Below are 26,912 nucleotides of genomic sequence, written 5' to 3'. Positions count from 1 at the left end.
TTTCGTACAAAAAAAGCGAGGCGGACATTTTCTTGTCCGCCTCGCTTTTTTATTGTGGGAACCTTTGATCCGGGTTATCAGGAGTCTCAGCCGGCAATGGCTTTTTCCAGATTACCAAGCAGGCTGCTGGCTCCGATACGCATCAATTCCGGAGTGAGCCATTCTTCGCCCAACACCTCACGAACAATAGCATAATACTTCACAGCCTCTTCAGCCGAACGGATACCACCGGAGAATTTCACCCCACAGCGTTTGCCATACAGCTGGTAATATTGCTTAAGTACCGAACACATCACATAGGCAGCCTCAAGGCTGGCTCCGGGATATTCTTTGCCAGTAGAAGTCTTGATAAAGTCCGCGCCGGAGAAGAGCGAAAGGATCGAAGCCTTGCGAATGAGTTCGGCAGTCTTGAGTGCCCCTGTCTCCAAAATCACTTTGAGATGTGCATTCCGGCAAGCTGTCTTTTGCTCTTCTATCTCATTAGCGGCCGTTTCGTAGTCGTCAGACAAGAATGCTCCCATATTGAGCACAATATCCACTTCATCGGCTCCGTCACGTACGGCCAGCGATGTCTCAGCCAACTTGACTTCGATAAAACTTTGCGAAGCCGGGAAACATCCACTCACACAAGCCACACGCACACCTCCAGCCGTGAGGGTCTCGCGCACGGTCTTGACAAAGTTGGGATAGACACAAATAGCTGCCACAGAGGGGATCGTGGGGTCTTGTCCATCTTTGTCGTTTACCGGTTGTACAAAACGTGCAATGTGCTCCTCCGTATCAGCTCCATTCAGACTTGTCAAGTCTATCGTTCCAATGAGGAATTTCATCACTTCTTTCGTATTGTACTTATCGTAGTTCTCGGATACGATTTTGTCTACAGCGGTCTTTACAGCCTCGTCTGTCATTGACTCAAATTTGGCAAAAGCCTCGTCGTATTTACTCATAATTCAGTTTGAAATATTTATTCGTTATCTAAGTTTCGGGTTATTCTTGTGCCGCTCAATGTCTCGAGAGGTCTTTTTCTGCATATTAGCTCGCAGGGCATCACTCATATCTATACCACACTGGTTGGCCAGACAAAGCAAGACCCACATCACATCGGCCATCTCGTCTGCCAAAGCCCGAGGATCTTCACCTTCTTTCAGAGACTGTTCACCATATATCCGAGCCATGAGCCTGGCCACCTCACCCACCTCCTCAGTCAGGATTGCCATGTTTGTCAGCTGGTGAAAATAGCGTTGCCCATAGGTCCTGATCCACTGATCCACCAGAGCTTGCATCTCTCGGATGCCTATCTCCGGCTCTTGCCCTTGGGGCAAAGACTGTGTATCGGGGTTGTTCATAAGTCTGTATGAGTGTCTAAAAGGATTGTTACCGGGCCATCATTGCAGAGGCTAACCTGCATATCAGCTCCGAATTGCCCCGTGGCCACTGGTCGGGCGAGAAGTTCTGTACAGCGTTGGCAAAAGTATTCGTAAAGAGGGATCGCAAACTCCGGACGGGAAGCTCGAATGTAAGATGGTCGATTTCCCTTCCTTGTGGAGGCCATAAGCGTAAACTGGCTCACGACAAGCATTTCTCCGTGCGTATCAAGCAGGGAAAGATTCATAACACCTCGCTCGTCATCGAATATCCTTAGCTTGACCAATTTTTCGGCCAAAGCATCAGCATCGGTCTGTCTGTCGGCATCTTCTATGCCTATCAGTACCAGCAACCCGTGACCTATACGCCCCACCTCATTACCCTCCACACAGACTTGGGCATGGGACACTCTTTGCACAACTATTCTCATGGCTTAGTTTATTCGGTTCTGCAAAGGTAAACGTTTCTATTTACTTGGATTGGAGGAGGGTTTATCCTCTATTGAGACAACAGGTTTGAAATAAGCCTCAAAATATGCCTCACTGCATAGAGCCCCAACAGAATCGGTATGAAGGTTTTGTATAATGAGAGATTTTATTCCGCAGCAATCTCGAAAAGAGCTGTCATTTTCCGCGACTTAGATTGACAAACTTTGTAAATTCTATTCTCAACAAAAACCAGAAAAAACGGAAGAAAAATAGGCCATAGAAACAAGTGGATGTACTTCTCTTTTATGGGCTTTTACTGACCTCCCAGAATGCCGATGAATAGGGCATTCTGGGAGGGTCAAAATTCTCTCCTGAGAGATTTTTTGCTAACACAGGAGAGAGCAATTTTTTCCTCAGGAGAGAATTTTCGTTCTCTCCCGTGTTAGCAAAAAACAGTTCCTCTCAACATCAAAAAGGGAGGGAAAAATCTGGCTAAAAACCCTTCAATCCGAACAAAAAAGCACCTTGAAAAAGCAACAAAACAACACATAAACAAACAAAACAACACACAAACAAACAAAACAATCGACTTGGATATATCTCAAGATTACCACATTCTGCAAAACCCAACAAAGGGATTACCGAAACAATCTTTTGGATACACCAAAAGCAAATGGTACAGGCTCTGCACTATTGGAGGCAAAATATCTTAGTTTTGAGAACTAATTAAGCGTCATAGGTATGCAAAATCTAAATTCGGAGATATTGGAGGAAAAATTTGAGACCTTTCTTTCTTGTGTAGACGATTATGTGGAAAACTTACAACTGAGAGCCAAACGAAAAGGGATTTATTTGGATGTGAGTTTGGATAGTCTATGCGAGCTCGAGAAATATATCGTCCAAAATGATGTTTCCGTAGATAGTGATGAGTATAACGATTGTGCCGCATATCTGGGGGAAGTGGTCAGAAAAGAATTTCAAGGGAAATGGATTTGTAATCTTGATAAGGAAGACAACTCCTTGTATTACGGATTCCCCGTAATACAAGGGCATGCTCCAAACAACGTTTTATTTTCCCCTTTTCATGTTGTTAAAGCCTTTGTACTGAGAAAAAAAGAAAACCTGTTCATTACAGCTATCAAGAGCCAGATCTATCCTGCAACAATCGACTGGAGCAAATTCTCTGTTGAAGATCAGGAGTCGCATAGCTAAGTCCCTGCAAAAAACAGACTTCTTCCATCCAGATAAATCATACTATCACTATGGACATAGATATGCTTAAGGGGAGCAAAAGAGTTTGAGTATGCTGTAATACAAGCCTGACTAATTCTCGAAATTATTCAGTCAGTACAGCAGGACAATAAAGAAAAGATTATGAGTACAGTATCGGAAATTTATAGCAGGATTGGCCAAAGAATTGTCGATTCAATTGGATGCAAATGGCTTACTGCTACTTTGCACATTAAATACATCGGAGGGGTTAAGACCTTTTTGGAATACCAGACAGACAATGGAGAGGTCGAAAATACAGTTTTGCAGGATAGCTTCAAGAATATGAGGGATATAAAGGAGCTAAATGCTATAATGACAGCGGAGAACGACAAAAATAAATGGAACAAAGCCATATTTACAGTTACTCCGGAAGGGAAATTCAATGTAGAATTTATTTGGGATCAAAAACTCCAGAATAAAATTGAGGAATTAACAAAAGAGTAGCCACTCAAGCGAGAGGCTGATGAAGTGAAAAAAGAGACTGTGCAAAGAGGTCTAAAAAAGAATTCTTTCAGAGTATGCCGAAGAATGTGATAGAAGGTAACAAAAAGGCTCCCTTTCCTATGTTGGAAAGGGAGCCTTTTCAAGCGTGCCCGGAGCCGGGATCGAACCGGCACGATATTGCTATCATTGGTGTTTGAGACCAACGCGTCTACCAATTCCGCCATCCGGGCGATGAGCCTTTTTGATCGGCGTGCGTGCAAAGATAAGCATATTTCTATATTTTGCAAGACCCGTACCTTAATCAATGCTGGCTGTCTTATTGGGTCATAAAAGCAATACAATGGGCAAACAAAAAAGGACTGAGGCAAAACCAAATCCTGACATACGGCTCTCTATGATTTTGCGTCGGAAAAACTCCAATAGAGTGTACCCGAGGAGCTATCCTCGTGACTAATAAGAGAATATCTCCATACCCCACAGACTATCGGCAAAGTGGCCACCTCAACTACTTGTCGAATCAACTTATTTTCCCCATCTTCACGGACGATCAGAGTTTGTATAGATAGGGTAATTCTTATTGCAGACTATGCAACACAGAGAAACAACACTGCACCGCGACACTACCGGGAACCGGCTTGCCAAGCCGGGTTCCAAGGCTGATGGGCTCTTTTACCATCTCTCTTCAGGAAGAGGGGAATACAGCCTCATTACTCTGATTTTTAATCTATTATCCCTATTATCTGGTATATACTCTCTACTCTCCTACTATGCCGATGAGCTCGCCAAGCTCATAGTCGGACGTATGCCGATGTTCTCTCCGCCATCATCTATCACCGGTGGTGGCTTTGTCGTACATAATCATTATCACAAATCCAGTATGCTACACATTTTACCGAGTAGGTGGAGCAGCATCGCTATGCACATGGTCATAGGAGTATCGCTGCCATTTTTTGTCGAGGCTTCTCCCGCCTCTTTTGTTTCGGGTTATAGCAACAATGCTGTGCCCCAGTCCGATAGTATCTCTTACCTCCGAGAAGCTAAGGGGAACACTACCGGTGTGACCTATGCGCACCCGGCTGTGCTGAGCAATCTTGGCACGAATAGTATGGAGAATAGAGCCGTGTGCAATCTACTGACAAAACACAAAGAGATCAACCAAGGGGCACATATATTGGCCTCTTCGGACAAACCGGTCATTTTCATCGGATCTTCCACCGGGACTCCGACAGCATGGCACTGGACTGCACCCGGAGCCAAGAACAGCCCTCAGGAGGGAGCAAAAGCGAACTTTGAATACAGCACCCCGGGAATTTACGACTATCCTACTCTGGAAGTGACCACAGCGCAGGGGACGGAGTCTTACAAGGCTGATCTGAAACTGAAGGTAGGTGGTACCTCGGAAGTGACAACGATAGATATGAGGAAGTGGGAGGATACCTACCTACTTGGGACACTCCATTACGAGGGCGGAGCCGATGTGGGAGGCTATGTAGGTGGCACCAATAACATGAACATTGAAGGCTTTGGCAACCTTTTTATGTTCGGTACCGATGATGCCTATATGGATGGGGTAAATGTATACCTACATCACAAGCCAACGAAGTTCAAAGAGGGAGCCAAAATCCTGATGCGCGTATGGCTATCGAAAGTCACGAGCGATGATGTTACCTTCACTTACCTGCCCATAGAAGCCGCCTTTATGAAAATGGAGGATATCAAGGCTGATGGCGAGGATGGAGCATGGGCATTGACTACAGAAGGAGCTGTGGCTTCATTCAAGTTCGAGACTCCGCTCGACCTCAATGGCAAGCCAATTATCTTCATCTCTATCGAGGGCTTTAGCAATGATCCTAAGACAGAGGATTTCTGCCTGTTAATGGATGTCAAAGGGAAGCAATTAGATGATGTACAAGCCAGCAACAGATTGGCACACAATTCCTTTGGGAAGCTCAAGGGTGAAGAAGACTACTTACGCCCCATTAGCCACTATGGGGGAGGGTTCGGCAGCTTTGCTATTTGCCCCATTGTGCGTATCGCCGAGACGATAGACGACGGTGTCGAAAAGGTAAGACCGGCCGACTCTTTTGATGCACATGTGCAAGAAGGCGGTGCGCTGCAAGTGTTCTCTGCACAAGCAGGGAGTCTGAGCATTTTCGACCTCCGAGGAGCCATCGTGGCTACACAGCAGATAGAGGCTGGGCAAACTCTCATAGACCTATTGTCCTTGCCTATGGGAATATACCTTGTCAAGGGTCCTAATGGCGTTGGCATCAAAATCATCAAACAATAATCAGTACACCAAATTCATAATGTTATGAGAAGAATATTTCAACTACTATCGCTGATTGTAGCTGGTACACTACTTGCTATCAATAGCTATGCCGATGAAAGACAGTGGAAGTTTGTCACAACAGGTGCAAGTAGCACCTATGCTATCGACAAGGAGGGTTCCCTCTGGTCTTGGGGCTGGAACTCGAGTGGTGAATTAGGTATCAACATCAAGGAAAAAGAAAAAGTAAGCACTCCCACACAAATAGAACCCGGTAGCACCTGGGTCTATGCTGCTGCCGGACAAGCACGAGCCTATTTCATTAAGAGCGATGGCACTCTCTGGGCTACGGGAGACAACTCCAAAGGAGCACAGGGAGTAGGAGACGGACAGTCGCACCAGAAGCCTACACAGATAGGTACCGACAACGACTGGAAGGTCGTCGCTACCTCTCATTTCTTCGGCTATTTCGCCTTTGCTATCAAGACCAATGGTACTCTTTGGGCTTGGGGTGAAGGAGAAACCGGAGCCTTAGGTACCGGAGCGTATAAGAATGTATCCAAACCTGTGAAAATAGGGAACGACACTGATTGGGCGCAGATCTCTTGCGGAGCATCGCATGTCATGGCTATCAAAAATGATGGTTCTCTTTGGATGTGGGGATGGAATCAACACAACTCTCTTGCCGATATGGCTACGCATGTCAAAGTACCCACAAGGTATGGTATGGAGACAAATTGGGAGAAAGTCTTTGCCATAGAGAACTCTTCTTATGCAGTCAAAAAAGATGGCACTCTCTGGACTTGGGGACAAAACGAGAACAACAGCCTCGGGCTAAACCTCAACTTAGATCAAGAAGGCAATACAGTGAAAACGCCTCGACAAGTTACTGCTATAGAAGGTCGTGTACTCTTCATCTCAGGATGCGCCGAAGCCAAAATCATTGGTGTAGGAGAAGCAGACAAGGCCAGCAAAATCTTCGCTTGGGGCAAGAATATAGATGGAGCACTCGGTGATGGCAAAGGCGTAGCAAATAGCTCCAGTGATATCCCTGTGGAATACACGCCTGTAGAAGTACTGTTCCCCAAGCAAGGGTTAAATTTCACCATGATAGGGTCTGGCCAGGCCTACACAATGGCTCTTGCTGACAATGGCGAGCTCTATGCGTGGGGTAGAAATAGAGGAGGAGAGCTGGGTAATTGTGTTGAGGAAGAGTTCATGACTTTCGAGAGTAAACCAATACTCGTAGGAGTCAAGAATGATGATATAGAGGAGCAACTGACTTTCGACGCAAACAATATCCCGTCAACTCTGCCTAAAGCAAAAAAGATCATCCTTACGGGCACTTGGGGCACAGCAGACTTCTCCAAGTTGAGTACCACTTTGGGTAATAATGTCGGTATCCCACCTGTGGGAAACAATACCCTCGAAGAGGTTGATATGAGTGCCATAACTCTGAAAGAGAATACCTCTCTCTATGTCTCTGTCGGTATCTCTAATGCAGGAGTCTTTAAGGGCTGCAAAGCTCTCAAAGTAATCAAGATGCCCTCTCGGGAGGAGTGTGCGAAATTCTCGAACCTGAAGGATGCCTTCTGGCTCTGTACCTCGTTAGAGACGATCGACTTAGCTGGGTGTAGCAACGTCACATCATTGGAGAATACTTTCTCCAACGCCACTGCCCTCAAGCAGGTGAATAACCTGAAAGACTGCGTCTCCGTCACCAATACGAATGATGCCTTCTATATGTGTACAGCTCTTGAGAAGATTGAATTGCCAGCCATCCCTCTCTTGGGAGAGTCCATGTTTGGCGATTGTACTGCCCTCAAGACAATCGACTGGACCGAATATAAAGGGACAACAGCTCCAAAGTTCAACCCCAAGACTTTCAGAGGTCTTATTGATGACCCAAAGGTGATGAAGGGTATTAGCTTGGTCGTGCCTGATGCAGCTTTCGACTCATTTACGGCCGATGAGAAATGGAACCAACTGACTATTGTCAAAGCATCGGATTATCTCGGAATTGATAGTCTGGATCGCTGTCAGATTGCCATAAAAAAGACAGGATCACAATATAGGATCACAGGCCTCAATGCAGGGATACCCTACTATCTGTATAACCTCTCGGGGAGCCTACTCCAAAAAGGGGCTACTCCTACCTCGGGAGATCTGGTATTCGATGTACAGGAAACAGTCCTAATCTTACAAGTAGGGACACACAGCATCAAACTACTGTGATTCATCGGGCGCAATCAAACAGAAAGAAAACCGATTTATAGCTTTTTAGTCTCTCAAATACGAGATTAAAACAAACAAGAGAGGGGGGGGAGAGATGCAGACCTACATATAGGATGCAGCCTCTCCCCCTCTTCTTTTGCCCAAAGAGAACTGCTGCATAACGCAAACACTCACTGCATTATTTTCGACATTCGAGCCTGGTCCTCTGTGATAGAAAGGCCCCTAAAGGAGGACGCTCCGAAACCTCCTCCGAGCTATACCAATGGGTCACATCGAAACAAAGAGCTAATTTTGGGAGATGACAGCCCGTGTCTCCTCAAAGGAGATGTGTGTCAATCCTAATTAGCAACAACCCAAAACAGTGTAAACCCTGTGTTGAATTATCAATCCCCGACTGTCTACTTTTTTCAGTACACGTCGGTCTCAGGTATACACACTCCATACACGATATAGAAGCAATGAACCCCTTCAACATAAGACCGGACAAGCATATACAATCCCTGCTAATCCTTCTCGGGGCTGCCCTGCTGATTACTCTGCTGGCTCCAAGCGAACAGAAATTCAAGTATACTTTCTTTGAAGGAAAACCTTGGGCATACGACTTGCTGACAGCCCCATACGACATTCCTATTTTGAAAACAAAAGAGGCAATCAAAGAAGAGCAAGACAGCTTGTGTGAGCGTCAACTGCCCTACTACAACCTGCGTATGGATTTGCTTGATACAGCTCTGGAGCATTGGAAGAATGAGTTTAAGGAACGGTATGCCAAACAGTTGCCCCCGGCTTACTACTCTTATGTGGAAAAACAGCTGAACGAGTTGTACCACAATGGTATGATGGATGAGGCCGAAAAAGAAAATCTGAGAGCCAACGGAAAGCTGGAAGTCATGCTCAGCAACTCGGAAACAAAAGTGGCAGAGCGTACACCCATTTCTTATTTCTACACCCTGAAGGAAGCTTACTACAAAATCATAGATGGGACTCCCGAGCAATTGAGCAAAGAAGTGATCAATAGTTTCGACCTGTCTTCTTTGTTGAGAGTGAATGTGGCCTTCAACTCCGATATGAGCAGCAATGTGATGGATGAGGAGTTGCGGAAGATCTCCGTATCGACCGGAATTGTTCAGACCGGAGAACGTATTGTGGACAAGGGGGAGATTGTAGATGCCAGGATATACAATGTGCTTAATTCGTTCAAGATAGAGTACCAGTCCAGAGCTGCGGTAAGCGATCGGATTGTCATTTCTCTGGCTACTTTCGCCTTAATTGCGATGTTCTTCATCGCTTTTTGGCTCTATCTGTGGATCTTCCGGGTCCACTTCCTCGCACACAGGCGCAACGTGATACTGTTTGTCTCTCTGCTGCTCTTCCTCGTTGTCGTGACTGTGATCAATATCCGGCTGGATCTATTCAACCTCTACATCATTCCTTTCGCTATCCTGCCCTTAGTGGTGCGTACTTTCTTCGACTCACGCACAGCCCTCTTTGCTCATATTGTCTGCGTGCTGTCGGCAGCTCTCTTTGTACCCTTCCAATATGAATTTATTGTCTTGCAGATGTTAGCCGGTATGACGGGAATTTTCTCCCTACGCTCGCTTCGTTCTCGTGTAGACCTCATCCGCGCCACATTCCTGATCTTCGTCACCTATCTGCTCACCTATTTTGCATTGGCTTTCTGGCAGCATGGAGGTCTAACAGCTGACAACTGGACGCATATCATCTACTTCGGTATCAACCTGATTTTCCTGACCTTCTCCTATCTGCTCATCTACATCATAGAACGTCTATTCGGCTATGTCTCAATCATCAGCCTTGTGGAGCTGGGCGATATGAATTCGCCCTTGCTCAAAGAGCTGTCCGAGCGAGCTCCGGGCACATTTCAACACTCCTTCCAGGTATCTATCCTGGCTACCGAAGCTGCTATCAAGATCGATGCCGATGCAGCTCTGACTCGCACCGGAGCTCTCTACCACGACATTGGTAAAATGCGCAATCCGCAATACTTCACCGAAAACCAAGGGGGCAGCAATCCACATGAAAGCCTTTCGTACGACGAAAGTGCCCGTATCATTATCCGCCATGTCACGGATGGTATAGCAATGGCCCAGAAATATAAATTGCCCGATCAGGTTATCGATTTTATCCGGACTCACCACGGAGAAGGTAAGACCAAGTATTTCTACAATAGCTATTGCAATGAACATCCCGGCATAGAGGTAGACCCGGCTCCTTTTACCTACCCTGGCCCAAATCCGTTTAGCAAGGAAACAGCCATTGTGATGATGGCCGATGCGGTAGAAGCCTCCAGCAGAAGTCTCAAAGAGTACACAGAAGAAAACATACGCAACCTGATAGATCGTATTGTGGACAGCATTGTAGAGGAAGGACTCTTGAGCGATGCTCCGATCACATTCCGAGACATCAAGAAAGCGAAAGATGTATTCTACGAAAAGCTCAAAACAATCTATCATACCCGGATCGCCTACCCGGAGAAAAGGGCTTAGTCTGCACAAACCGATTATCACAACTCTGTTTCCATGTTGGGCAACGAACCGATCTATCTCGTGGGGTATATGGGCTCCGGCAAAAGTACCGTCGGACGCTATCTGGCCGATATACTCGGCTTCCGCTTTATCGATACAGACTTTTTTATAGAGAACCGTTTTCGGCAAAGGGTACAGGATATGTTTGCTTCGGTAGGGGAAGAAGTATTCAGGCGAAGAGAAAAGGTCGTGATCGAGGAGCTATCGGGGATGACCAATGCTGTGATTGCCACCGGAGGAGGACTGCCTTGTTTTCACAACAATATGCAGCTGATGAACGATACCGGTATTACTGTCTACCTCAAAGTGACCAATGAGATCTTGGCTAAACGGCTCGAATTATGCGGAGGGACTCGCCCATCAGTCAAAGGCAAGAAGGGAGATGTTTTGCTACATCACGTGGTCGAAGCAATGGCCGTGCGCGCCCCTATCTACGATACAGCCAAACTTGTAGCTCCGGCCGATACACTTATGACTGATAGCGATGAACGCCGTCTTGCCACACAGATTGCCGCAGAGCTAAGAATCTACGCCAATAAAGAGCCGCAACAATAAAAAGCCCCCACAGCAGGAAAAGGAGCCACAGCTGTGGGCGATAGTCAATGCTCGGGAGAGTAGCCAATTCTATCCTTTCCAACAGATAGCTATTGGCCGAAGATAGCAGGCGTATCGGTTCTGTCAGAAGAGAAGCTCCCCCTATTCCTGTCAAATTCCAAAGAACATAAATCAAGGCTAACGGAATAAGCAAACTTGCCAAAATACCCAGAGGGATATTGGTCAAAACTGAAATGGCTGCTCCATGACCAAAGTAGTAAAGACAGAGAGGCAAACTCAGTGGCTGCACAGCTACTGCGATCGCAAAGAATGACCACAGATAGCGCAGAAGAGGATTGCGCAGATCGGGTAGAAGTCTCTGCAAAAGAGGGAAAAAGAGCAAAATCGAAAATACGGATACATAGCTCAAACAAAATCCCACATCATACACATAGAAGGGATTGTATAGGAGTAATACCAAAGCTGAAGCTGCAAGCATATTCATGCTGTCGGTCTCTCTGTACATCCATCGTCCCAATAAGACAAAAGAGAGCATCAGAGCTGCTCGCAAGGTAGAAGAGGCAGCTCCGGTTACAAGGGCAAAGGCCCAGGCAACGACCAAAAGCAACAGATCGGAGAAAACACGGCCATAAGAGATACGCCTCAGCGGATAGGTAAGCAGCAATACCAATCCAACCACAACCCCCAAATGAAATCCACTCACGGCCAATAAGTGAGCAGCTCCGGCCTCTGCATACTGTTGGTACAGTCTCTGCGATTCTTTTCCCCTACTCAAATTCCGACCAAGTAACATAGCCGATAGGGCTGCCTCTTCTTGTGTCGGCAAGCCGAGCGTAGCCAGAGTGGCACGCATTTTTCTGTTTACATGAAAGATTTTTTGAGAGAGGGCAGAAGAATCGAGGCCAACCAGCTCAGCCGCATTTCCGCTATAGCCGGTAGCAACACAAGAGTGAGAGAGGAGGTAATGTGCAAATCCTTTTCTTTCGTCTTGTAGAAGGAGTTGCGACACCGGCACAAGCTGCAATGTTGTCTTTACCAGACTACCAGGGATCCATTCCTGTGCATCCTCTACGGATTTGGATTGGTAGAGCAAAATATCGGCTCCCTGCCAAAGGCTATCTCTTTTGGTAGATCCAACAGTATAGATCCGTGCTCGATAGCGATAATTGCTCCCTCTGTCGGAAGCTGGCGATTCTATCCGGACAAGAGCCTTGATTGACTGCTCTTGCGTGTAAGGATCTACCGATCTCAGTCTTGTGTAAGCCGGAAAAGCTCCAATGAAAAGACAAAAGAAAAAAGCGGAGAAACTCCGTGCCAACTGCCTGGCCAAGGGATTACCACCTCGGAGCAGTGGGCTGTATGCCAGCCCCATGAGCAATAGGCTGATGAGGAAGAGGGCGATAAGTGGTATCGAAGATTGTAGCCGACCGGACATAAAAATGCCGGCGACCAGAGGGAGGGCAATCCCCACCGCTGGACGCCGGCTAAGTTCATAAGGCAAGAGCCCGATTTGCCGATCTGTCGGCTTCATGTTTTATCGTTTCAGATCACAAAGACCGGAAATAGCTGTCAAAGGGTCGGCATGACCAAACACATAGCTACCAGCCACAAGCGCATCGGCCCCAGCAGCCACCAGTCTGGCTCCTGTCTGTTGATTGACTCCGCCATCCACTTCGATAAGTGTAGACAGTTGGCGTTTGTCTATCATTTCTCGGAGGCGTTGTACTTTCTCAACACTATGTTCGATAAATTTCTGTCCACCATAACCGGGATTTACACTCATCAGCAATACCATATCCAATTCTTCCAACACATCCTCTACCACCGACACGGGAGTATGAGGGTTGAGTGTTACGGCCGATTTCATCCCGGCCTTCCGAATAGCAGTAAGAGAGCGATGTAAATGGGGGCTGACTTCGTAGTGGACATTCATGATGTGTACTCCCAATTCGGCCAATCGATCGACAAATTTCATCGGCTCTACAATCATCAGATGCACATCCAAGGGCTTCTTTACGATAGGCGCAATAGCCTCCAGTATGGGGAAGCCAAAAGAAAGGTTAGGGACAAAGACTCCATCCATCACATCTATGTGCAGCCACTGCGCCCGACTGCGATTGACCATCTCCACATCTTGCGCCAGATGCAGAAAATCAGCTGAGAGAAGAGAGGGAGATACAATAGTATTCATTGTTGCAACAATAATTTTAGAGAGAAGACCACCCCACAAAAGTCCACTGTACCCCCGAGGGAGTTGTCTTTGTGGAGCTGGTGATCTATTGCTGCAAATTTACAATATCCTGGCCAGATGCCGCAAGGTCGAGAGTGTAGCCAAGTGTCTCGCCGAGCATCGCTCGCTCTCGGATTTCAATAAGATGGTGAGTGGAGACTCATCCGCAAAAGAGTAACTTTTTTTCATAGGCTCGTTTCTTTGAATGTCTTTGACAAGAGGGAGGCAAGGAGCTACATCCACAAAGAGACAGGCAGCACAACCTCCCTCCCGCCATAACAACGACAAGTGACGCCTATTTATTGCTACCGGCCGCAGATTTTCCTCATCCCACTGCCATTCGTCTGAGATTGATCAGGGCATAGCGCATACGCCCCAGAGCGGTATTGATACTTACACCGGTATGATCGGCAATCTCTTTGAAACTCATATCCTGCCAATAACGCAGCATGAGCACTTCTCGCTGCTCCATAGGCAGCCGGGTGAGCAGCATATACAGTTCGCTGAGTTGCTCCCGGTGACTTATTTTTTCCTCGGCATTGGGCTCTTCGCAGCCGATAAGCTCCAGCGGGTCTCGGCTTTCCTCTCGTGGGGCTTGCCACTTGAGGTCAGTCTTTTCCCGTCTGTAATGATCCATGATCAGGTTGTGCGCGATACGCAGCAACCAGGCTTTGAACTTGCCCTCAGCTGTGTATAACCCACGTTTGAGCGTCATGATCACTTTCACAAAGGTATCCTGAAAGATATCCTCTGCTATATCGGTATCGCTTATGGAGAATCGGATGTAGGTGTGGACTACCGCATCGTAGCGATCGAGCAAAGCATCGAACGCCTTGGCATCTCCTTCTGTGTACATACGTACAAGCTGATCGTCGGTCAGCTTAGCATATTCAGTCATAGCTTTTCTGCTTTGTTGTTTTTACTCAGAAGGTAATGTCTATCCTATAGGCAGAAATGTTTTTGCGGTTTGTACTTCAGCGAAAGTATACCTAATCGAATAAATATGCAAATGAGGCTCTAAGAGTATGAGGAACGGTGCCTTGAAATTGTCGCATTCTGCAAAGTCAACCAAGTGACAAGTTGTAATTGCCATTTGAAGCTCGTACAAAGGGCTCAAAAGGTCGGAAAAAAGGAGTACGACATCTGTGTAAAGAGAGCTATAGAGTTGCGGTTTTGCTGTTAATAAAGAATATATACCTTTGTCGAAAGTCCGAGATGTGCCAGTGGAGACATGCTTCCCTCTCCTTGGCTATAACGTGACGGGGAAGTGATACTAAAATTTATCTCAGTAGAAAGATGAAGAAATTTGTTTTTACAGCCGTTGCGTGTGTAAGCTTGTTGTTTGCCGGCTGTAGTTCGGAGAGCAATTCCGACAAGGCCAGAGAGGCAGTAAAGAATTTTGAAGAGTGCATGTACAAGAGAGAGTACGACAAGGCCAAAGAGTATTGCTCCGAAGATGCCAAGAAATTGGTAGACCTTGCACAGTCTTTCAATTCAGTGCCGGGTATCGATTCCCTGATGAAGAACGAAAATAAAGAGGAGTACACCTTTCAGGCTTTGGAAGACAGCGTGGGCAAGGAAGCCGGCTGGGTGAAGTATATCAATGCCGAAGGAGACACTACAGTTTCTCAAGTGATCCTGAAAGACGGCAAATGGCTTGTGGATAACAAGAAGTAATCGGTAAGAAGAAGCCTTTATCGTAATTATAAGCAGTCCCATAGATCGTATCCTATCGATTTATGGGACTGTTTCTCTTTGGGATACTCCCTCAAAAAAGAGAGGATAATGACAGACACAAAAGACAAGAATTCTCATCATACAAATATATCTCTCCCCCGCCCCTCCTATATATTCATCCTGTGCACATTGCTGCTTTGTAGCCTGCTACCAGCTTGCAAAGACAAATCCGGAGGAATGGAAATAGCCATTCCCGACTCGTTGGAGCTTCGGACCGGAGATTTGGTGTTTAGATTAGGGCGAGCCTGGTACTCCAAGCTCTTTCGGGACTGGGCTTCCGAGAGTCATCTGTACAGCCATGTTGGAGTGATCGGTATCGACTCTTCGGGGCGGTCTTTTGTTTATCACTGCGAAGATTATGCCTCTGCCGGACACTATGGCGCATGCCGAGAGCCATTGGATAGCTTCATGATGGCTTCGGCCAATGTCGGCATTTATCGGCTGGATAGTCTCAGTACTAAGGATCGAGAAAGAATCTTGGCTCAAGCTAAAGATTACTTGGCTTGTAAAAAGCCTTTCGACTACAATTTCGATTCGGATAGCGACGAAACACTCTACTGCACGGAATTTGTGGCTCGTTGTCTGCTGAACTCTTCTATCGACACGATAGCTCGCAGTGCATCTTGGCAAGGACATAAGACCTATGGAGTGGATGACTTGTTGAACCTACCCGGCTGTCGCCTTCTGTGGTTTGCCTCCGCAGAGCTTTGATAGATTGAGTGTCCACCTTTTTGGATATAAAGTTTGTTGTACCACGGCGACAGCAGACAGCCCGATGGCTTTAGTGTGGCTCTGAACTACCCGATCCCATTCATTTGCTATATTTGTCCCGAAAGGCCATACAAATATGTGCCTGAAGAGCGATCATTTAATCAGACAATAATTATCAAAACAGCAAACAATACCTCTACAATGAAGAAGATTTTGCTCTCTATCATCTCTTTTTTTGCCCTCTCCGTGGGCATGGTAAACGCACAGAGTACCACTTTCGATCAAGGTACCGGTACACTCAATCTGGGTATCGGCATGGGTAGCTCTCTCTACTCAAAAGGTTACAACATGCTCATTCCCCCGGTTTCTCTGGCTTACGACCATTGTGTATTGAGCGGGTTTCTCAATCAGAATGGCTCTGTGGGGCTGGGCGGATACACCGGCTTTACTTCCTCCAGACTAAAATATGGCAATGCCAAAGCCGATGAAAGCCATATTGTATTCGGCGTACGTGGTACGTTGCACTACGAATTTATAGAGCGACTGGATACCTATCTGGGCTTGATGATCGGGTACGGACTATCCACAGTATCTTCCAACATATACAATGTCAAGACCGAATCCGAATGGAACTTTGCCAACAGCGGATTCTTTGGTATTCGATACTTCTTTACTCCTGCGTGGGGGGCGTTCTTTGAAGCTGGGTCGGGAATATCCTATGCCACAATAGGAGCAACCATGCGCTTCTGACAAATCAAACGCCCCGAGAGTCTTCGCTCTCTCCGTGCGAGATCTCCCGAGGCTATTGTATACAGAAAAGAGCAAGGTCGATAAGCCTCCAAAGGCATCGACCCTGCTCTTTTGCTATTTTTGTACTGATGACAGGCGATACTTACTATACCATAGCTGCAAAATCCGAGTCTTCTCTCACAGAAAAGCGTAGTCGCTTTCTGGCCTTTCTGGAGCCGGTCTGTACAGCCGAGCAGGCTTTGGAGATCGTGGCGACTTACCGCAAGAAGTACTATGATGCTCGGCACGTGTGTTGGGCTTATCGTTTAGGGGCGGACGGTATCGAGCGTAGCAACGACGATGGCGAGCCCTCCGGCACAGCCGGCAAACCCATACTGGGGCGTCTCGTCTCTGCTGACCTTAGCGATGTGGTAGGTATCGTGGTGCGTTACTTCGGAGGTATCAAACTCGGAACCTCCGGTCTCATCGAAGCCTATCGAACAGCTATGGCTATGGCCATTGAAGAGGCGGATCGTTTGCCTGTCATCCGCAAGGAGGAGATGGATATTCAGTTCGGCTATGAGCTGATGGGCGAGATTATGCGATTGGTGAAAGACTCATCGGCAGAAGTCATAGAGCAAGATTGCAGAGAATCCTGCCGATTGAGGATCCGTATTCGAGCCAATGATAGCCCGCAACTGAAAAGCCGTTTGAGCTCTCTCTATGGTTGCCAGCTGTCCGTACCGAACGAAAAGACCGACAGCAGTCAAGCCGAATGAACCAGATCTTCCCTAACAAACAAAACATATTCAGACTTCTAAATCACTGCAGCCATGCCCATGGATAGTATCACTCAGGTTTTTCGTATCGGTCACGGACCAAGTAGCAGCCATACAATGGGCCCCAGCAGGGCAGCCATGCGTTTTTTGGATCAATGCCCCAGAGCCGCTTCATACAGAGTAACACTCTATGGCAGTTTGGCAGCCACAGGTCGTGGTCACCTTACCGATGTGGCCATACTTGACATATTGCAGCAATCGGCCCCTACGGAGATTATCTGGGAGCCTAAAATCGTTCTTCCATTCCACCCCAACGGGATGCTCTTTGAAGGATTGGACAGCAAAGGGAACATACTGGACAGCTTTACGATATTCAGTATCGGAGGAGGGGTATTGGCTAATGAGCAGTTCAACGAGCAGCAGTCGGCCGAGGTCTATCCGCTTAGTACGATATACGACATCCTCAATGATTTGGATGCCAGAGGAATGAGTTTTTGGGAATATGTGGAGGAAAACGAAGGCCCTCAGATATGGGATTTCCTCTCGGAGATATGGGCTGTAATGCGTCGTGCCGTGAAAGAGGGGCTCGAAGCCGAGGGCGTATTGCCCGGAGGATTGGGGCTGCGAAGAAAAGCAGCCAACTACCACACAAGAGCAGCCGGCTATCTCCCCACGATGCGTAGCCGTGGCAACCTCTTCGCTTATGCCTTGGCTGTGGCAGAGCAAAATGCCAGCGGAGGAGTGGTCGTTACGGCCCCTACCTGCGGCAGCTGCGGAGTAGTGCCCGGTGTACTCTATTTTTTGCAAGAACAACGAGAGTTTTCCGACAAGCGCATACTACACGCCCTGGCCACAGCCGGTCTTTTTGCCAATGTGGTTCGTACCAACGCCTCCATCTCCGGAGCCGAAGTGGGTTGCCAAGGAGAAGTAGGAGTTGCCTGCTCCATGGCTGCGGCTGCAGCTGCACAACTTTTTGGAGGCACACTGGCTCAAATAGAGTATGCAGCAGAGATAGGGCTTGAGCATCACTTGGGGCTGACCTGCGACCCGATGGGTGGCTTGGTGCAAATTCCCTGTATCGAGCGCAATGCTTTTGCCGCAGCCAGAGCCCTCGACGCTAATGTATATGCAAATTTCAGTGACGGCAGACACCGTGTAAGTTTCGATCAGGTTGTAGAGGTAATGCGTCAGACAGGCAAAGACCTACCGAGCCTGTACAAAGAAACTTCTGAAGGAGGGCTTGCGATCGCCTACTCTTTTTGCAAGAAAGGCGGTTGTCCGGGCTGCCACTAAGAGGGGAGGTTTTCCTCTATCTGAGAGATATATCCATAATCAGATTGGCGTTGATCTGCTGGTTGATTCGGCGGATCAAATCGCTTTTCTGCAAGGAGAGGGCATGGCGCACACTGGCAGAAGAAAGCCGGACAAAAAGAACTCGGTTATACACCTCACAGCTACGTATATGTCTGGCCAAAGGGCCTAAAAGCTCGGGGAATATGCGTTCGACCTCGGTTGACAAGAGTCTCTCATGCACTTCCGGCTCCTGACTCATCCAATCGCGAATTACTTCTCCGATCCTTTTCGCCTGCTTCTTTTTCATAGCCCTTACTCTGTACGGACCTGTCCCTTATGAATAACAAAGAGACGATAGTCGTCATATTGCTTGGCGATCATCTCGTCTAAGTGTTTGCGATTGGTATCGGTGATGAATATCTGCCCAAAGCTGTCTTGATTGACAACAGACATGATACGCTCTACTCGCTCGGAATCAAGCTTGTCGAAAATATCATCCAGCAAAAGTATCGGTCGCTCGGTAAGTACCGATTGCATGTGGTCGTACTGCGCCAACTTGAGGCTTATCAAGAAAGATTTGGCTTGACCTTGCGAACCGACCTTGCCTATCAATCTGGACCCGAGATTCATCTCAAGCTCATCTCGGTGGATGCCCGCAGAGGTATAGCCCAACAAGAGATCTCTACTGCGGTTGTCTCTAAGAGCCATGGCAAAGCTTTCTGCAGAGGTCTCGGACAAAGAAGGGCGATAGGCCAAAGAGACTTGTTCGCTATCAGCCGAGATAAGACGGTAGTGACGGGAAAAAAGCGGAACGAAATAAGAGATAAAAGATTGCCGAGCTGCCACGATCTTCGCGCCTTCCATGGCCATTTGCCATTCATAGACATCCAAAAGGGAAGGGTCTGGCCGCTCTGCCTTTAGGAGAGCATTACGGTCTGCCAAGGCTTTGTTGTAACGCATCAGACCGTCCATGTACACAGCCGACTGTTGGCAGAGGAATTGGTCTATAAAACGTCTGCGCTCACTACTTGTCCCCTGTATAAGCAGGTAATCCTGCGGAGAAACGATCACCAGAGGCAAACGCCCTATATGCTCGGCTATGCGTCGGTAATCTTTCCCATTTCGCTTGAGAATTTTACGCTTCGGAGGGGCTATAGAGAGTACTATCTCCTCTACAGCCCCTTCGTCGCTGAGGTATTTACCCTCCAGAATAGCCATATCCGCCCCTTCCTGTACGGCCAAGCTGTCCGGTATAGACAAGTGAGAGCGAGTAAAGCTCAGGTAATGCAGAGCATCGAGCAAGTTGGTCTTACCCATCCCATTAAGCCCGAAAAAACAATTGAGCTTGGGAGAGAAAAAACAATCTGCAGCCGAGATATTTTTGAAACAGTGCAACCTGAGACTTTGGGCTATCATAGCAGTAAATTATTACTGTTGCGTGAGATATATGTCCGGCTCAGATTTCGCCTACGGACTTGCCTCCCATATCCATCAAGAAAGCCTTGATAAAGTCGTCTATATCGCCATCCATTACGGCATTGACATTGGAAGTTTGCCAGCCTGTACGGTGGTCCTTTACCCGACGATCATCGAAGACATAAGAGCGTATTTGAGAGCCCCATTCGATTTTCTTTTTGCCGGCTTCCACCTCAGCTTGGGCGGCACGCTTCTTTTCCAGAGCCTTATCGTAGAGTTGAGAGCGCAGCAAACGCAAAGCATTCTCTCTGTTGTTGAGCTGAGAGCGGCTTTCCGTATTCTCGATTACGATCTCTTCTTCCTCTCCTGTATCGGGGTCTTTGTAGAGGTAATGCAGACGCACACCTGTCTCTACCTTATTGACATTCTGCCCACCGGCCCCACTGGAGCGAAAGGTATCCCAAGACAAATTTCCCTGATTGATCTCTATCTCTATGCTATCGTCTACCAGTGGCACAACGAAAACAGAAGCAAAAGAGGTCATTCGCTTGCCCTGTGCATTGTAGGGAGAGACACGCACCAATCGATGTACGCCATTCTCAGACTTGAGGAAACCATACGCCAAATCGCCCTCTATCTGCAAGGTGACGGTCTTGATACCGGCTTCATCTCCGTCTTGCCAGTTAGTTATGGTGACTTTATAGTCATGCTTGTCGGCCCAGCGTTGATAGAGACGGACGAGCATGGACGCCCAGTCCTGACTTTCCGTACCACCGGCTCCGGCATTAACCTTCAGGACGGCCCCGAGTTTATCCTCTTCAGCACGAAGCATATTTTTCAGCTCCACATCCTCTATCAACGAAAGAGCATGATGATAGGCCTCATCCAGTTCGCTCTCTTCGCTTATGCCTTCTTTGCAGAAGTCATACGCCAGCTGCACCTCCTCTACGGCCGAAACAATATCATCGTAGTAGCCGATCCAGCGCTTCAAGTCTTTGACTTTACGCATTTGCTGTTCGGCCCTCTGCTGGTCTTGCCAAAATTCCGGATCTTGTGTTCTGAGCTCTTCCTCCTCTAATTGTATACGACGCCTGTCGACGTCAAAGATACCCCCTCAGCGCATCCCGGCGCTCCAACAGAGAGTTCAGTTGGTCCATTGTGATCATTGATACATAAATTATTATTCGTGGCAAAGTTAGCAAAAGGAGCCCGTTGCCACAGTCTTGGATTACTTCGGATTAGATAGATAAACCCTTGTATAAACCCCAAAAAGGCAATTGAACTTGCACTTTCTGTCGACTCTGCGGAATGTGGTAATCTTGAAGGTATTGAGGTCTGAGGCGCAAGGTGTATACCTATAGTTATGACCGAACTTAGATGTCGAAAATAACACAGTGAATACGTGTTAGGCAATAGTCTCATAAAAAAATGCAGGCTTCCCAATAATTGAGAGTGCCTGCATCGGAAAAACAGAGGAAAATACTTCTACAGAATACGAACAGAGAGCCCCAGACTCAATGAAGGCAACCACTGTGTCCACTGAACAACAGTTGGGACGTAATCCTGCTCCACCAGCACCAATTTATTGACATCCCCTTCTACAACATTGGGGCTTTCAAAACGAAGCATCCCGGAATAAAGTACTCCTACTCCCAAACGGAAAGAAACCCTGCCGGAGTCGGGAGCAGAATAGCCCAATCCCACTCCCACATAAGGCTTTATGGCATTTCCAAATATGGATGTCAAATGTAGCTCTCCCTCGTCAGTCGGACGGATAGTATACTGATTTCCATCCGTATCCTTGAACGAACCTTGCGGAAGGTCATCCGGGCTATCCCAATCATATACTATTGATCTTCCGCTTGTTGGGTTATTCAGCAAAGCCTTTGCAGAAACAGATATTTTCCCAAAGTATGCCCCGGCCGAAACGTGGAACATCCGAAAGGAAGAAAAGGGGTGATAGTCCACCAAAGCATATCCCATAGAAGAGAGTACAGATCCCTTCAAGGCAGCTTGGGGATCATACCCCAAAGATTCTTGGACGGAATTGGATACATCTTTGGGCAGCCCAAAAGATGAGAGAGATTTGTCTCTAGAAACACTCCACGAGAAAAAATTATAACCCAAACGAGCCGTCAACTTGGGAGTGAACCCTACAGCTCCCTCTATGCCGACTCCTCCCCAAACAGCAATGTGGGTTCCAAGTGCATAACGAATCTTGTCCATTCTATCTGTTCCATCCATAGACAAGTCCGCACCTTGGATCTCATCCGATTCTCCCACCGGAGAAGACAAATACAAGTCTCTACTATTCGCAGATAAGGACAAACTACATAAAGAGTACAGAAGAAGAAAAAGAAATAAGGTTTTATATCTGTTGTACATGACAGTAGACAAAAAAGTTTGTACCATTACATATCAGAAAGAAACCCTGTGACTTCTACTTTTATTGTCAGGACAGCCTCTATTTTGTTTGGTACAGGAGGTATCTGACCTTCACAAGTGAGCTTAATGGGAATATTCTTGCTCTGCAACAATTTCAAGAAGTCCGGTTTATGTATGATAAAATCCACTTTTTTCTCTGTTCCCTCTGTTTGAGAATCTCCCTCTGCAACTAAATCATATGGAGTCCCCATGTAAGCTTTGAATGTTCTGAAAGGAACGACATCCAAATCTTGAGGTTCGATGAAAAGAATATCCAATCCTTTGATTCGTACTCTTTGCAGGGCTTGAGGATTTATACCATGAGACTCAAGAGCCTCCTCATAATCCCACTCTATGATATCCTCGTAAAGAACTTTTTCCGAGCCTCCTCGCAATTCATTCGCCCCTGCAAAAGATGCAGGATCAATGGTAAAAGGAACTTCTTTGGCAGGGATAGTGATGGTAAGAGTTGTTGATTGGGGATCGATATTACCCTTTTCTACTTTACTGCATCCGACAAACAGCAGTCCCCAATACATCACGAAAAGAGCCATAGCCACGGACAAAAACTTTTTCATAGCTTCTCATTTTATTTGTTAATAATATTTTCACTCCCAATAAGACATATTCAATAGACAAGCCCCCCTTCGGCTTGTAACTTGGACACAAGTAACTCAATTATGGATGATTACATACCGAACGGCCCTCCGGCAAAGATATATATATTTATCGACCTACATCTTTACCGTTAATAAAAGGTGTGTATTCACACGTTGTCGTTAGCAGAACTTGTGTTGGAGTGAGAATTTCAAAGAGAATTCTAAAGACGAGGACATTGTATAGATTTACAGCGAAGAATCTGAAGGAAGAACACGCTTAGTTGGTAGATTAGTGGCGACAACACCCAACAAAACAAATATCCCACCGATGTAGTGGTAGAGGTGCAGCTCTTCGCCCAGCAAGACAATCCCTCCCATGACAGAAATGACGGGTGATACGTTATTGAATACAGCTACACGCGAAGCCGGTACCACGGAGAGGGCATAGTTGCTGAAAAGAGAAGTAAAAAGAGAAGAGAGAACTCCGAGATAGAGCACAGAATAGATGAAATCAGGGTGTCTGAGAGGAGACACGAATGAGCGCAACGACCCCTCGGAATAGAGATGAAAAACTATTGCTGTAACATTAAACACAAGGCAAGCCATAATGATCATAAAGCCGGTTATGTCCATAGCCTTGTAGTTTTTATTGATCTTACGGCCCAATATGTAGTAGCAAGACACAGCCAATACACAAAGCAGTATCAGCACGTATCCTTTGACATTCTCGGTATGTATCGTCACTCCACTGCGAAGGAAAATATAGATAACACCTCCCACAGAAGCCCCTACTCCTACCATCTGGACCCATGAACTTTTTTCCTTGAGAATAGTCATAGCCAGAAGGAGAGTTACGACTGGTATAGTAGCCGACAATATACCAGCTTCGGCAGCTGTGGTATAGAGCAAACCTTGAGCCTGCAGACCAAAAAAGAGAAGAGGATAAAAGAGAGATAATCCCAGCAGTTGCAATACATCTTTGCGATGAAAATGCGGCAACTCTATCAACCGAAAAAGGTAGAGCAACACAAGCACCAGAGTAGCTGCAGTGAAGCGATGGGCCAAAAGGTCGATAGGCTGGGCATTCCGCAGAGCAAGCTTAACAAAGACGAAGGAGAGACCTACGATCATGGTCGAGAGGGTCATACCAATGTAAGCTCTAAACTTCCGATCCCTAAAGAATAGCCTTTTTGTTTTCTTCTCTTTCGGAGAAACAGGGCCTAAGCCCGTTTTTCGTTCAATCGTTTTTTCATTCTTCTGCATAGCAACTCACGAGAATACACCAGAAAGGAGAGCCAGACCTTACATCTCAGGGTATAGTTACTCTCCAAGATATGCCTCTCCCCAAAGTTACCATTCTTCGGGAGATGTCACTCAACCGGAACTACCACGGCTGGATCAGGTCATTTTAAGTTATTGAAACAATGTTCAATCACCTGTTTTATGAGCCCAAAGGAATTTGTGTTGTCCATGGTATCTGGCAAAAAGGCTGAGCTATAGCCCCGAGCAACTCGGTGGCTATGGCAAAATGCTATCTTTGTGTGAGATCTCGCGGTGGTTCTTTGCTTCCCAACAGTCCAATTACAGGGATGCCTCCCTGTCTCCCTTTTGGGGTGAAGAGCCAGTGTATCGGATACCAGACGACAACTATGCAGAATACACAATTGGTAGATATCGGGGCCGTGATAGCGTCCAAGTCCGGTAGGCCTTGGCCCCGCCCCATTGTGTGGACAATAGAGCGTCTGATCCACCAGAATGAAATCAATACAATCCTCTCTCGATACGGCCATCTGCGCGGAGCAGCCTTTATGGCGGCTTTGGTGGACTATTTCTCTGTCTCCGTCTCCTGGCATAATCCGGCCGACTTGCCACAATCCAGCCGTTGCATTTTTGTCTGCAACCATCCGCTGGGGGCATTCGATGGTATTTGTATCTCCCACCTTATCCATAATAGATATGGCAATGTGCGCTATATCGTGAATGATCTGCTCTATCATTTGGAGCCATTGAGACCGATTTTCCTGCCTGTGAACAAGTTTGGCAGACAGGCACGAGAGTCGGTAGAGATGCTGGATGAGGCAATGCAATCGGATTTGCCGGTTGTCACTTTTCCTGCCGGCATTTGTTCGCGCCTAATTGACGGGCGTATACAAGATTTACCCTGGGCCAAAAGTTTCGTGCAGCAGAGTATCCGTTACAACAGACCTATTGTTCCTCTTTTCTTTTCGGGTCGCAATTCTCGATCCTTTTATCGCATAGAACGTTGGCGTAAAGCCCTGGGAATTCGATTTAATCTCGGGACTGCTCTCTTACCACACGAGATGTTCGGTGTTCGGGGCAAATCCTTCGAGATATTTGTAGGTAAGCCTATTACTCCCGAAGAGTTGAGCCGAGACAAACGTCCGGCGATAGAGATAGCACAGGACATTCGCCGTCGTGTGTATATGTTGGATCGTACAAGACCGACACAGCAAGTTTCAAACCCTACCAATTCCTCCCATCATTTATGAGTACCACAGACAGTCAGCCTCAGCCACTGATCCCGGCCATAGAGCCGGATTTTCTTATTGCCGAACTCAATCCAGAGCTTCGTCTCAGGCGCACCAACCGAGGAGGGAATGAGATTTACGTTTTCCATGCCTCTCAGGCTCCCTATACAATGCAGGAGCTGGGACGTCTACGCGAGGAGGCCTTTCGATACCATGGAGGAGGGACAGGAAAATCTTGTGATATAGACGAATATGATTTAGATGCGGACGGTTATTTGCAGTTGATAGTCTGGGATCCGGTCGATCGAGCAATTATAGGAGGATACCGTTTTATGCTCGGAGACCGAGTAAAGGTAGGTACCGATGGGGTACCCAAGCTGGCAACAGCGGAGCTGTTCCGGTTCAGCCCGAAGTTTATCGAAGAATACCTCCCCTATACAGTGGAGCTGGGGCGTTCGTTTGTGGCCAAAGGCTACCAGTCTACCGAGAAAGGTAGTAAGGCGATTTTTGCATTGGATAACCTATGGGACGGCATCGGTGCCCTCACCGTGGAGTACCCACAAATCAGGTATTTCTATGGCAAAGTGACGATGTACACCCATTACAATAGAGAAGCACGCAATTTGTTGCTCTATTTCCTACGCAAGCATTTTGCCGACACAGAGAAGCTCATCACCCCTATCGTCCCTCTGCAGATAGAGATAGACGAGGCGAGGGCTGAGAGTCTTTTCCCCTCCGATGATTATTCGGAGAACTACAAAGTTCTCAACCGGATCATACGTGCACTGGGGATCAGCATACCTCCACTGGTAAATTCTTACATGAATCTCTCTCCGGAAATGAGAGTCTTTGGCACCGTCTTCAACGAACATTTCGGTCAGGTCGAAGAGACCGGTATCTTCATCGCTGTGGATCGGATACTCGACGAGAAGAAGAAGCGACATATCGAGTCCTATCGCAAGGAGAAAGCCAATGGCAAGGCATAACCTTTTGGGAGAAAGAGGAGAAGAAGCTGCCCGGAATTTGTTGCAAGCCAAAGGCTACAGGCTTCTGGAGTGTAATTGGGTCTGGAGTAGTAAAGAGATCGATATTATCTGCCAAGACCACTCTTATATCGTATTTGTGGAAGTCAAAACCCGCACCGAGGGAACGGCCTTCTCTGCTCATAAGGCCATAGACCGGCAGAAGATCTACAACATCGTAGTCGCAGCCAATCATTACATACGGACAAGTGGAACCTCACTGAGAGTGAGATACGATATCGTAGATGTAATTGCTCATACCGATGGCACATTAACTCTCAATCATACTGAGGCCGCTTTTCATCCCCCGATGATGAGACAAACCTATCGGGCTTTACATCACAGAAGTCGAAATAAGAACAAGTAAGTACC

General features: G+C 47.1%; 26 protein-coding genes and 1 tRNA gene. 14 read left to right on the top strand and 13 right to left on the bottom strand.

What is annotated here, in order from left to right:
- Positions 1 to 86 precede the first annotated feature (86 nt).
- Genes deoC through dtd form a run of 3 tightly spaced genes read right to left on the bottom strand, consistent with a single transcriptional unit; the run spans position 87 to position 1,795 of the window.
- Positions 87 to 947 (bottom strand): deoxyribose-phosphate aldolase, encoded by an 861-nt coding sequence (deoC, locus tag B5D48_RS07035; protein ID WP_023938720.1) that lies wholly within the window; start codon positions 945 to 947, stop codon positions 87 to 89.
- Between the two features lie 24 nt (positions 948 to 971).
- A complete protein-coding gene (locus B5D48_RS07030; protein ID WP_143742823.1) occupies positions 972 to 1,283 on the bottom strand; it encodes a nucleotide pyrophosphohydrolase in 312 nt (103 codons plus the stop codon).
- A gap of 59 nt (positions 1,284 to 1,342) precedes the next feature.
- Entirely contained in the window at positions 1,343 to 1,795 is a 453-nt protein-coding gene (dtd, locus tag B5D48_RS07025) for a D-aminoacyl-tRNA deacylase (RefSeq protein ID WP_023938724.1), read from the bottom strand.
- 739 nt (positions 1,796 to 2,534) lie between these two features.
- Here dtd and B5D48_RS07020 point away from each other — a divergent pair.
- Both B5D48_RS07020 and B5D48_RS07015 read left to right on the top strand, forming a co-directional pair.
- Complete coding sequence (locus tag B5D48_RS07020) at positions 2,535 to 3,005, top strand: hypothetical protein (protein ID WP_023938725.1); 471 nt, start codon at positions 2,535 to 2,537, stop codon at positions 3,003 to 3,005.
- Between the two features lie 162 nt (positions 3,006 to 3,167).
- Positions 3,168 to 3,509 (top strand): hypothetical protein, encoded by a 342-nt coding sequence (locus B5D48_RS07015; RefSeq protein WP_023938727.1) that lies wholly within the window; start codon positions 3,168 to 3,170, stop codon positions 3,507 to 3,509.
- Positions 3,510 to 3,655: 146 nt separating this feature from the next.
- Here B5D48_RS07015 and B5D48_RS07010 read toward each other — a convergent pair.
- A tRNA-Leu gene (locus tag B5D48_RS07010) sits at positions 3,656 to 3,739 on the bottom strand.
- 356 nt (positions 3,740 to 4,095) lie between these two features.
- On the opposite strand from B5D48_RS07010, the gene B5D48_RS07005 reads away from it, so the two are divergent.
- From B5D48_RS07005 to B5D48_RS06990, 4 genes are all read left to right on the top strand, one after another.
- Positions 4,096 to 5,799, top strand: a complete 1,704-nt coding sequence (locus B5D48_RS07005; protein WP_023938732.1) for a T9SS type A sorting domain-containing protein — start codon at positions 4,096 to 4,098, stop codon at positions 5,797 to 5,799.
- Between the two features lie 24 nt (positions 5,800 to 5,823).
- Positions 5,824 to 8,013, top strand: coding sequence for a leucine-rich repeat protein (locus B5D48_RS07000; protein ID WP_023938734.1), 2,190 nt, complete (start codon positions 5,824 to 5,826; stop codon positions 8,011 to 8,013).
- Positions 8,014 to 8,471: 458 nt separating this feature from the next.
- Complete coding sequence (locus B5D48_RS06995; RefSeq protein WP_023938738.1) at positions 8,472 to 10,517, top strand: HD family phosphohydrolase; 2,046 nt, start codon at positions 8,472 to 8,474, stop codon at positions 10,515 to 10,517.
- Between the two features lie 33 nt (positions 10,518 to 10,550).
- Positions 10,551 to 11,111, top strand: coding sequence for a shikimate kinase (locus B5D48_RS06990; protein WP_042120627.1), 561 nt, complete (start codon positions 10,551 to 10,553; stop codon positions 11,109 to 11,111).
- Here B5D48_RS06990 and B5D48_RS06985 read toward each other — a convergent pair.
- The 3 genes from B5D48_RS06985 to B5D48_RS06970 all read right to left on the bottom strand — a co-directional run bounded on the left by B5D48_RS06985 (position 11,026) and on the right by B5D48_RS06970 (position 14,239).
- The gene (locus tag B5D48_RS06985) at positions 11,026 to 12,642 is read right to left on the bottom strand and encodes a ComEC/Rec2 family competence protein (protein WP_023938740.1); all 1,617 of its coding nucleotides are present in this window, start codon (positions 12,640 to 12,642) and stop codon (positions 11,026 to 11,028) included. The two genes, B5D48_RS06990 and B5D48_RS06985, sit on opposite strands and share 86 nt — an antisense overlap.
- Before the next feature lie 3 nt (positions 12,643 to 12,645).
- A complete protein-coding gene (rpe, locus tag B5D48_RS06980; RefSeq protein ID WP_023938742.1) occupies positions 12,646 to 13,302 on the bottom strand; it encodes a ribulose-phosphate 3-epimerase in 657 nt (218 codons plus the stop codon).
- 364 nt (positions 13,303 to 13,666) lie between these two features.
- Positions 13,667 to 14,239, bottom strand: coding sequence for a sigma-70 family RNA polymerase sigma factor (locus B5D48_RS06970; RefSeq protein WP_023936703.1), 573 nt, complete (start codon positions 14,237 to 14,239; stop codon positions 13,667 to 13,669).
- 398 nt (positions 14,240 to 14,637) lie between these two features.
- Here B5D48_RS06970 and B5D48_RS06965 point away from each other — a divergent pair, with 398 nt between their 5' ends.
- The 5 genes from B5D48_RS06965 (at position 14,638) to B5D48_RS06945 (ending at position 18,590) form a co-directional block, all read left to right on the top strand.
- On the top strand, positions 14,638 to 15,018 hold the full coding sequence (locus B5D48_RS06965) for a hypothetical protein (protein WP_023936702.1): 381 nt from the start codon (positions 14,638 to 14,640) through the stop codon (positions 15,016 to 15,018).
- 108 nt (positions 15,019 to 15,126) lie between these two features.
- The gene (locus B5D48_RS06960) at positions 15,127 to 15,789 is read left to right on the top strand and encodes a YiiX/YebB-like N1pC/P60 family cysteine hydrolase (RefSeq protein WP_023936701.1); all 663 of its coding nucleotides are present in this window, start codon (positions 15,127 to 15,129) and stop codon (positions 15,787 to 15,789) included.
- A gap of 201 nt (positions 15,790 to 15,990) precedes the next feature.
- Positions 15,991 to 16,539 carry a hypothetical protein gene (locus B5D48_RS06955; protein WP_023939984.1) on the top strand — a complete coding sequence of 183 codons (549 nt, stop codon included), beginning with the start codon at positions 15,991 to 15,993 and terminating at the stop codon, positions 16,537 to 16,539.
- Between the two features lie 128 nt (positions 16,540 to 16,667).
- Entirely contained in the window at positions 16,668 to 17,297 is a 630-nt protein-coding gene (locus B5D48_RS06950) for an IMPACT family protein (protein ID WP_023936698.1), read from the top strand.
- A gap of 60 nt (positions 17,298 to 17,357) precedes the next feature.
- Positions 17,358 to 18,590 carry an L-serine ammonia-lyase gene (locus tag B5D48_RS06945; protein WP_036889515.1) on the top strand — a complete coding sequence of 411 codons (1,233 nt, stop codon included), beginning with the start codon at positions 17,358 to 17,360 and terminating at the stop codon, positions 18,588 to 18,590.
- 16 nt (positions 18,591 to 18,606) lie between these two features.
- Here the strand turns inward: B5D48_RS06945 and B5D48_RS06940 are convergent, their stop codons facing one another.
- The 6 genes from B5D48_RS06940 to B5D48_RS06915 all read right to left on the bottom strand — a co-directional run bounded on the left by B5D48_RS06940 (position 18,607) and on the right by B5D48_RS06915 (position 24,292).
- Complete coding sequence (locus B5D48_RS06940) at positions 18,607 to 18,897, bottom strand: DciA family protein (protein WP_023936694.1); 291 nt, start codon at positions 18,895 to 18,897, stop codon at positions 18,607 to 18,609.
- A 5-nt stretch (positions 18,898 to 18,902) separates the two neighbouring features.
- Entirely contained in the window at positions 18,903 to 20,006 is a 1,104-nt protein-coding gene (gene recF, locus B5D48_RS06935) for a DNA replication/repair protein RecF (protein ID WP_023936692.1), read from the bottom strand.
- Positions 20,007 to 20,046: 40 nt separating this feature from the next.
- A protein-coding gene (gene prfB / locus B5D48_RS06930) for a peptide chain release factor 2 (RefSeq protein ID WP_111759317.1) occupies positions 20,047 to 21,172 on the bottom strand; the annotation gives its coding sequence in 2 pieces (ribosomal slippage) (positions 20,047 to 21,108 and positions 21,110 to 21,172; 1,125 coding nt in all).
- Between the two features lie 319 nt (positions 21,173 to 21,491).
- On the bottom strand, positions 21,492 to 22,232 hold the full coding sequence (locus B5D48_RS06925) for a hypothetical protein (RefSeq protein ID WP_143742822.1): 741 nt from the start codon (positions 22,230 to 22,232) through the stop codon (positions 21,492 to 21,494).
- Positions 22,233 to 22,417: 185 nt separating this feature from the next.
- The gene (locus B5D48_RS06920) at positions 22,418 to 23,008 is read right to left on the bottom strand and encodes a hypothetical protein (RefSeq protein WP_023936688.1); all 591 of its coding nucleotides are present in this window, start codon (positions 23,006 to 23,008) and stop codon (positions 22,418 to 22,420) included.
- Positions 23,009 to 23,275: 267 nt separating this feature from the next.
- Positions 23,276 to 24,292: a DMT family transporter gene (locus tag B5D48_RS06915; RefSeq protein WP_023936686.1), complete on the bottom strand. Its 1,017-nt coding sequence runs from the start codon at positions 24,290 to 24,292 to the stop codon at positions 23,276 to 23,278.
- Between the two features lie 386 nt (positions 24,293 to 24,678).
- Between B5D48_RS06915 and B5D48_RS06910 the strand changes: the two genes are divergently transcribed.
- Genes B5D48_RS06910 through B5D48_RS06900 form a run of 3 tightly spaced genes read left to right on the top strand, consistent with a single transcriptional unit; the run spans position 24,679 to position 26,907 of the window.
- On the top strand, positions 24,679 to 25,539 hold the full coding sequence (locus B5D48_RS06910; protein WP_023936682.1) for a 1-acyl-sn-glycerol-3-phosphate acyltransferase: 861 nt from the start codon (positions 24,679 to 24,681) through the stop codon (positions 25,537 to 25,539).
- Positions 25,536 to 26,504, top strand: coding sequence for a glycine N(alpha)-acyltransferase GlsB (locus tag B5D48_RS06905; protein ID WP_023936680.1), 969 nt, complete (start codon positions 25,536 to 25,538; stop codon positions 26,502 to 26,504). The genes B5D48_RS06910 and B5D48_RS06905 overlap by 4 nt, the downstream gene beginning before the upstream one ends.
- Positions 26,491 to 26,907, top strand: a complete 417-nt coding sequence (locus B5D48_RS06900) for a YraN family protein (RefSeq protein ID WP_023936679.1) — start codon at positions 26,491 to 26,493, stop codon at positions 26,905 to 26,907. The genes B5D48_RS06905 and B5D48_RS06900 overlap by 14 nt, the downstream gene beginning before the upstream one ends.
- Positions 26,908 to 26,912 lie beyond the last annotated feature (5 nt).

This window comes from Porphyromonas crevioricanis, assembly GCF_900167225.1.
Classification (GTDB): Bacteria; Bacteroidota; Bacteroidia; order Bacteroidales; family Porphyromonadaceae; genus Porphyromonas; species Porphyromonas crevioricanis.
Note: the sequence above shows the minus strand (reverse complement) of the source record. Positions and strands in the feature narration are given on the sequence as shown.